Annotated in this window: 3 protein-coding genes; all 3 read left to right on the forward strand. The window is 69.8% G+C overall.

The features are described 5' to 3' along the window. Nucleotides 1-1,296, forward strand: a 1,296-nt coding sequence (locus AOK23_RS32255) for an ABC transporter substrate-binding protein (protein WP_055716098.1), incomplete at its 5' end; no start/stop codon positions are given. Between the two features lie 8 nt (nt 1,297-1,304). Then, nucleotides 1,305-2,660: a carbohydrate ABC transporter permease gene (locus AOK23_RS32260; protein WP_240496661.1), complete on the forward strand. Its 1,356-nt coding sequence runs from the start codon at nt 1,305-1,307 to the stop codon at nt 2,658-2,660. Beyond that, a partial coding sequence (locus AOK23_RS32265; protein WP_055716099.1) for a carbohydrate ABC transporter permease occupies nt 2,657-3,390 on the forward strand: 734 nt, incomplete at its 3' end. The genes AOK23_RS32260 and AOK23_RS32265, both read left to right, overlap by 4 nt.

Raw genomic sequence — 3,390 nt, forward strand, 5'->3', positions numbered from 1 at the left:
GCCGCCTGCGGCGGGGACGACGGCGGTGACGACGGCGACAACGGCAGCGGCGACAACGGCGGCAAGCCCACCGTCCAACTCCCCAAGCTCGACGGCCAGAAGCTGGAGGTCGCGGCCGTCTTCACCGGCCCGGAGCTGGACAACTTCCAGAAGGTGCTGGACGAGTTCGAGAAACGCACCGGCGCCACGGTGAGCTTCGTACCGACCGGCAACAACACCTCCACGTTCCTCGGTACGAAGATCGAGGGCGGCAAGCCACCGGACGTGGCGTTCCTGCCCCAGGTCGGCGTACTGCACCAGTTCGCCGAGAAGGGCTGGATCAAACCGCTCGGCAGTGAGGCCCTGGCCCAGCTCGACAAGAACTTCTCGGACGGCTGGAAGGACCTGGGCGCGTACGAGGGCAAGCAGTACGGCGTGTACGCGAAGGCCGCCAACAAGTCCCTCGTCTGGTACAACAGCACGGCCTTCGAGGCGGCCGGCGTCACCGAGGAGCCCAAGACCTGGGACGAGTTCCTCCAGACGGCGCAGACGCTGTCCGACGCCGGCTCCCCGGCCGTCTCCATCGGCGGCGCCGACGGCTGGACGCTCACCGACTGGTTCGAGAACGTCTATCTCTCCCAGGCCGGCCCCGAGAAGTACGACCAGCTGGCCAAGCACGAGATCAAGTGGACGGACCCCTCCGTCAAGGAGGCCCTCACCACCCTCGCCGAACTGTGGGGCAAGGACGAGCTGATCGCGGGCGGGGCGTCCGGCGCCCTGCAGACGGAGTACCCGAAGTCGATCACGCAGACGTTCAGCGGTGACACCCCGGCCGGCATGGTCTTCGAGGGCGACTTCGTGGCCGTCACCATCAACGGCGACACGGACGCGAAGATCGGCTCGGACGCCAAGGTCTTCCCGTTCCCGGCGGTCGGCGACGACTCCCCGGTGGTCACCGGCGGCGACGCGGCGGTGGCGCTGAAGGACGGCAAGGGCGCGCAGGCGCTGCTCACCTTCCTCGCCTCGACCGACGCGGCGGAGATCTGGGCGGCGCAGGGCGGCTTCCTCTCCCCCAACAAGGAGATGGACCAGGGGACGTACAAGGACGACGTCACCCGGGAGATCGCCAAGGCGCTGCTCGCGGCGGGCGACGACTTCCGCTTCGACATGTCCGACCAGGCGCCCGCGGCGTTCGGTGGCACACAGGGCGTCGGCGAGTGGAAGGACCTCCAGGACTTCCTGAAGAACCCCGACGACGTGTCCGGCGCCCAGAAGAAGCTGGAGACGGACGCGGCCAAGGCCTACGGGAACGGCTGACGCCCGTCATGTCGTCCGCCGTGGCGAAGACGGCGGGGGGTGCCGGCGCGCTGCCGACACCCCCCGCCGCACCGCGCAAGAGCGTGACGGGCACCCGGCTGTGGGTGGCGGTGCTGTTCCTGCTGCCCGCGCTGGTGCTGCTCGGCGCGCTCGTGGTCTACCCGATCGGGTACTCGGTCTGGCGGAGCCTGTTCGACGCGAGCGGCTCGGGCTTCGTCGGCCTCGACAACTACGCGGAGATCTTCACCGACGACGCCACCCTCGTCGCCGTCCGCAACACCGCGATCTGGGTGGCGGTGGCCCCGGCCCTGGTCACCGCGCTCGGTCTGATCTTCGCGGTGCTGACGGAACGGGTGCGCTGGGGAACGGCGTTCAAGCTGATCGTCTTCATGCCGATGGCGATCTCGATGCTGGCCGCGGGCATCATCTTCCGGCTGGTGTACGAGCAGGACCCGGACCAGGGCGTCGCGAACGCGGTCGTGACGTCCGTGCACGACGTGTTCGCCGACGAGTCCGTGTATCCGAAGGCGCGCCCCAACGCCCAGGTCAGCGATCTGCGGCCGTCCGGCGGCGGGTCGTTCACCACGGAGGGCGCCGTCCGCGCGGGCACCCCGGCGCTGCTGCCGCTCGTCGGTATCGCGCCGAACCGGCTGCCGGGCAACCCCGAGGACGCGAAGGCACCCACCGGGAACGGTGTCACGGGGACCGTCTGGCTGGACTTCCGGCTCGGCGGCGGCGGTGAGAAGGGCGCCGTCGACCGGGGCGAGAAGGCGCTGGAGGGCGTCAAGGTGGAGGCGGTGCAGGACGGGAAGGTCGTCGCCACCGCGACCAGCGGCGCCGACGGCACGTTCAGCCTTCCGGAGTCGGCCGACGGAGCGCGACTGCGGCTGCCGGGCTCGAACTTCGCGGCGCCGTACAACGGCATCGACTGGCTCGGTCCGGCCCTGGTGACACCGGCCGTCATCGGCTCGTACGTCTGGATGTGGGCCGGGTTCGCGATGGTGCTGATCGCGGCCGGGCTGGCCGGTGTCGACCGGAACCTGCTGGAGGCGGCGCGGGTGGACGGGGCGAACGAGTGGCAGGTGTTCCGCCGGATCACGGTGCCGCTGCTCGCGCCGGTCCTGGTCGTCGTCCTCGTCACGCTGATGATCAACGTGATGAAGATCTTCGACCTCGTCTACATCATCGCGCCGCAGCCGACCCAGGACGAGGCCAACGTCCTCGCCCTGCAGCTCTACTTGGCGTCGTACGGCGGCGGAGGCGACTTCGGGCTGGGCAGCGCCATCGGTGTGGTGCTGCTGCTGCTCGTGCTGCCGGTGATGTGGGTCAACATCCGGCGACTGCGGAAGGAGCGCCAGCGGTGACCGCCCTCGAAACCCCGGCCCCGGCGCCGGCCCCGAAGAACCCCGCGGGCGCGGCGCCCGTACGAGCCAGGCGTTCGGTCGCCGCCCGGGTGGCGAGCGGGGCGGCGGGGGGCGCGCTGCGGATCTTCCTGCTGCTGGTGGCGCTGTTCTGGCTGGTGCCGACGTTCGGTCTGCTGGTGTCGTCGTTCCGCGACCCGACGGACATCGCCGAGTCGGGCTGGTGGAAGGTGTTCTCGGCGCCCGCCCAACTCACCACGAAGAGTTACGAGTCGCTCCTGGAGAACGACGGGATCACCGACGCGCTGTTCAACACGGTCTGGATCACGGTCCCGGCGACGCTGCTCGTCGTCCTGATCGGCGCGATGGCCGGATACGCCTTCGCGTGGATGGACTTCAAGGGCCGGGACTGGTGGTTCATGGTCGTGGTCGGGCTGCTGGTGGTGCCGGTGCAGGTGGCGTTGATCCCGCTGTCGGGTCTCTTCCGGGACCTCGGGATCTTCGGCGACATCATCGGTGTCGTCCTGTTCCACGTGGGCTTCGGACTGCCGTTCGCGATCTTCCTGCTGCGGAACTTCTTCGCGGAGATCCCACGCGAGCTGCTGGAGGCGGCGCGGCTGGACGGGGCGGGCGAGGTACGGCTGTTCGCGACGGTGGTCCTGCCGCTGGCCGCCCCGGCGCTCGCGTCCCTCGGGATCTTCCAGTTCCTGTGGGTGTGGAACGACATGCTGGT

Origin of the sequence: Streptomyces torulosus (assembly GCF_001419765.1) — a bacterium.
In the GTDB taxonomy this organism is placed as follows: domain Bacteria; phylum Actinomycetota; class Actinomycetes; order Streptomycetales; family Streptomycetaceae; genus Streptomyces; species Streptomyces torulosus.